The sequence below is a fragment of the Streptomyces sp. NPDC002044 genome (assembly GCF_040296725.1).
Taxonomy (GTDB): Bacteria; Actinomycetota; Actinomycetes; order Streptomycetales; family Streptomycetaceae; genus Streptomyces; species Streptomyces antarcticus.
The window spans coordinates 1-3,428 of record NZ_JBEOXU010000286.1 but is presented as its reverse complement, the minus strand read 5'-3'; the positions used below and the strand labels follow the sequence as shown (position 1 = coordinate 3,428).

The window sequence follows — 3,428 nt, the reverse complement described above, 5'->3', positions numbered from 1 at the left end:
GGCGCGTCGGCCCCCGCGGGCGCCCCGCCCGACACCATCCCCCCGCGGGCCCCGTCCCCCCCGGCGCGCGTGCGCGGGGGGCCGGCCCCCCCGCCCCCCCCCGCGCCCCCGCGCCCGTCCCGGGCGCCGCGCTCAGCGGCCCGGGCCGCCCAGTCGCGCCAGGGTCGCCTCCAGCAGCAGCACGACCGAGGTGTCGGCCACCGCCGCCACCTCCGCGTACGGGAACCAGCGCAGGTCGAGCGACTCCTCGCTGATCTCCGCCACGGCGCCGGCCGGGGCCAGGGCCGCGTACTGCACGTCCAGGTGCCAGTGGCACGGGGCCGGGATCGGGTGCCGGTCCAGGCGCACCGGGCCGCCCGGCAGCAGCGTCAGCCCGGAGGCGATGCCCGACTCCTCCACGGCCTCGCGCAGCGCCGCCTCCGCCAGGGTGGTGTCACCGGGCTCGCAGTGGCCGCCCGTCTGAAGCCAGATGCCCAGCTTCTTGTGCAGGGTCAGCAGGACGCGTCCGCGCTCCGGGTCGACCACCAGCGCGCTGCCGGTGAGGTGACCGGCCGTGCAGGGCTTGTAGACCCCGTCCGGGTGGGCGGCCAGGTGCTCCAGGTACACGTCGCGCAGCTCGGGCTGGTCCTCGTACCGCTTCAGTACGAGGACCGCGTCGTCGTGGAGGCTCACTTCTTCTCTTCGCCCCCGGTCTCGTCCCCACCGTCGGCCTGGCCCGTCCCGGTCTCGTCGGCCTCGTCGGTCGCCTCGGCCCGGTCGGCCCCGGCCGCGCCCTTGCCGCGCTTCTCGGCCGCCTCGCCGAGCATCTTGTCGATCTCGGAGAAGTCCAGCTGTTCGCGGTGCACGAAGCCGTCCGGGTCGTCCAGGTCGGAGGCGGTCGGCAGCATGTCGGGGTGCTCCCACAGGCCGTCCCGGCCGTCCACGCCGCGCGCGTCGGTCAGCGAGGCCCACAGCCGCGAGGCGTCGCGCAGCCGGCGCGGACGCAGCTCCAGACCGATCAGCGTCGCGAACGTCTGCTCCGCCGGGCCGCCCGAGGCGCGCCGCCGGCGCATGGTCTCGCGCATGGCGTCCGCCGAGGCCAGACGGGGCTTGGCGGCCTCGTGGACCACCGCGTCGACCCAGCCCTCGACCAGCGCGAGCGCCGTCTCCAGACGCGCCAGGGAGGCTTTCTGCTCGGGCGTGTCCTGGGGCTGGAACAGGCCGCCCTGGAGTGCTTCCTGCAGCTGCTCCGGGTTCGACGGGTCGAGCTGGCCGACCACGTCCTCCAGCTTCGAGGTGTCGACCTTGATGCCGCGGGCGTACGCCTCGACGGCGCCGAACAGGTGCGAGCGCAGCCACGGCACGTGGGCGAAGAGCCGGGCGTGGGCCGCCTCGCGCAGCGCCAGGTACAGCCGCACCTCCTCGGAGGCGACGCCCAGGTCCTTGCCGAAGCCCTCGATGTTCAGCGGCAGCAGCGCCACCCGGCCGACCGGGCCCAGGGGCAGCCCGATGTCGGTGGAGCCGACGACCTCGCCCGCGAGCGTGCCCACGGCCTGCCCGATCTGCTGGCCGAACATCGCGCCGCCCATGGAGCGCATCATGCCGAGCAGCGGGCCCGCCATGGCCTGCATCTCCTCGGGCAGGACGCCGCCCATGGCCGCGCCGACGCGCTCCGCGACCGGGTCCACGAGCTCCTTCCACACCGGGAGGGTCGCCTCGACCCACTCGGCGCGGCTCCAGGCCACGGCGGTGTTCGCACCCGAGGGCAGCGAGGTCACGCCGTCCAGCCACAGGTCCGCCAGGCGCAGGGCCTCCTCGACCGCCGACTTCTCGGCGACGCCGACGCTCGTGTCCTTCACGCCGTCCGCGGTGCCCTGGGCGACGGTCTGGCGGGCGATGTCCTTCGCCATGTCCCAGTTCACGGGACCGCCCTCGTAGCTGAGCATCTGGCCGAGCTGCTGGAAGGCCGCGCCCAGGTCGTTCGGGTCCATCGAGCCGAACATCGCGGCGAACGGGTTGTCCGCCCCGCCCGCGCCGCCCACGCCGCCCGGCAGGCCCATGCCCGGGAACCCGAACGGATTCGGCGGGCCGCCCTGGCCGCCCTGATTGCCCTTCTTCTTGCCCTCGTCGCCGTCTTCCGGCTCCTCCGGCGGAAGGCCGAATCCGAATGGGGTGTCGCTCACGGGGTTTCCTCGGCTCGTAGGGCCGCCGGCGGGAGCCGACGGGCAATGGTCCGACAACACCACCCAGCGTAGACACCACACCCGCTTACGGGCTCGGTGCTCCGCCGACTCCTGGGCTGCGGCAGGATGGACATCACCTGGTGGGTACGCGTCACGGCGCGTCCCTACTGAAGACAACCGCTGGAGACGCCCGGTGAGTTCCCCAGATCCACAGGTTCGCGCGACCGACGACGCCGACAACCGCCCCGACCACGGCGACAGCGCCCATGGCGTTCGCCTGCCGCGAAACCCCGCCGTGCGAGGCCCCGTGATCGCCGTGACCGGCGCCGCGTCGGGTGTCGGCGCGGCGCTGGTGGCCCGCCTGGCCGCTTCCGAGGAGGTCAAGCAGGTCGTCGCGATCGACGAGCGGCGGGGGGACTGCGCGGACGCGCAGTGGCACGTCCTGGACGTACGGGACCCCGCCATCGCCGAGAAACTGCGCGGCGCGGACGTCGTGGTCCACCTCGCCCTGGACCTCGACCTGGAAACCGATCCGGCGGCCCGCACCGCGTACAACGTGCGCGGCACCCAGACCGTGCTGACGGCCGCCGCGGCGGGCGGTGTGCACCGGGTCGTGCTCTGCACCTCCGCCATGGTCTACGGGGCCCTGCCGGACAACGACATCCCGCTGTCGGAGGACTCCGAGCTGCGGGCCACCGCCGAGGCCACCGGCGTCGGCGACCTGCTGGAGATCGAGCGGCTCGGCCGCCGGGCGCCCCGCGCGCACCCCGGCCTGAACGTCACCGTGGTCCGCCCCGCGGTCCTGGTCGGCGGTACGGACACCGCGCTGACCCGCTACTTCGAGTCCCCGCGCCTGCTCGTGGTGGCCGGCTCCCGCCCCACGTGGCAGTTCTGCCATGTGGAGGACCTGGTCAGCGCGCTGGAGTACGCCGCCCTGGAGAAGGTCGAGGGCGAGCTCGCGGTCGGCTGCGAGGGCTGGCTCGAACAGGAGGAGGTCGAGGAGCTGAGCGGCATCCGCCGCATGGAGCTTCCCTCGGCGGTCGCGCTGGGCGCGGCGGCCCGGCTGCACCGGATCGGTCTGACCCCGTCCCCGGCGGGCGACCTGGCGTACACCATGCACCCGTGGGTGGTCAGCGTCAGCGGGCTGCACGCGGCCGGCTGGCGGCCGCGCTGGACCAACGAGGAGGTGCTCGCCGAGCTCCTCCAGGAGGTCGCGGGCCGGCACACCGTCGCCGGCCGCCGCCTGGGCCGCAAGGACGCGGCGAC

At 74.8% G+C, this 3,428-nt stretch carries 3 protein-coding genes; 1 reads left to right on the top strand and 2 read right to left on the bottom strand.

Going from position 1 to position 3,428, the window contains the following annotated elements; all coding sequences use genetic code 11:
- Positions 1 to 132: 132 nt before the first annotated feature.
- Entirely contained in the window at positions 133 to 672 is a 540-nt protein-coding gene (locus ABT106_RS31505) for an NUDIX hydrolase (RefSeq protein WP_351284363.1), read from the bottom strand.
- Positions 669 to 2,162 (bottom strand): zinc-dependent metalloprotease, encoded by a 1,494-nt coding sequence (locus tag ABT106_RS31500; protein ID WP_351284360.1) that lies wholly within the window; start codon positions 2,160 to 2,162, stop codon positions 669 to 671. The genes ABT106_RS31505 and ABT106_RS31500 overlap by 4 nt, the downstream gene beginning before the upstream one ends.
- 193 nt (positions 2,163 to 2,355) lie before the next feature.
- Here ABT106_RS31500 and ABT106_RS31495 point away from each other — a divergent pair.
- Positions 2,356 to 3,428: SDR family oxidoreductase (locus ABT106_RS31495; RefSeq protein ID WP_351284357.1), on the top strand; the 1,073-nt coding region annotated here is incomplete at its 3' end.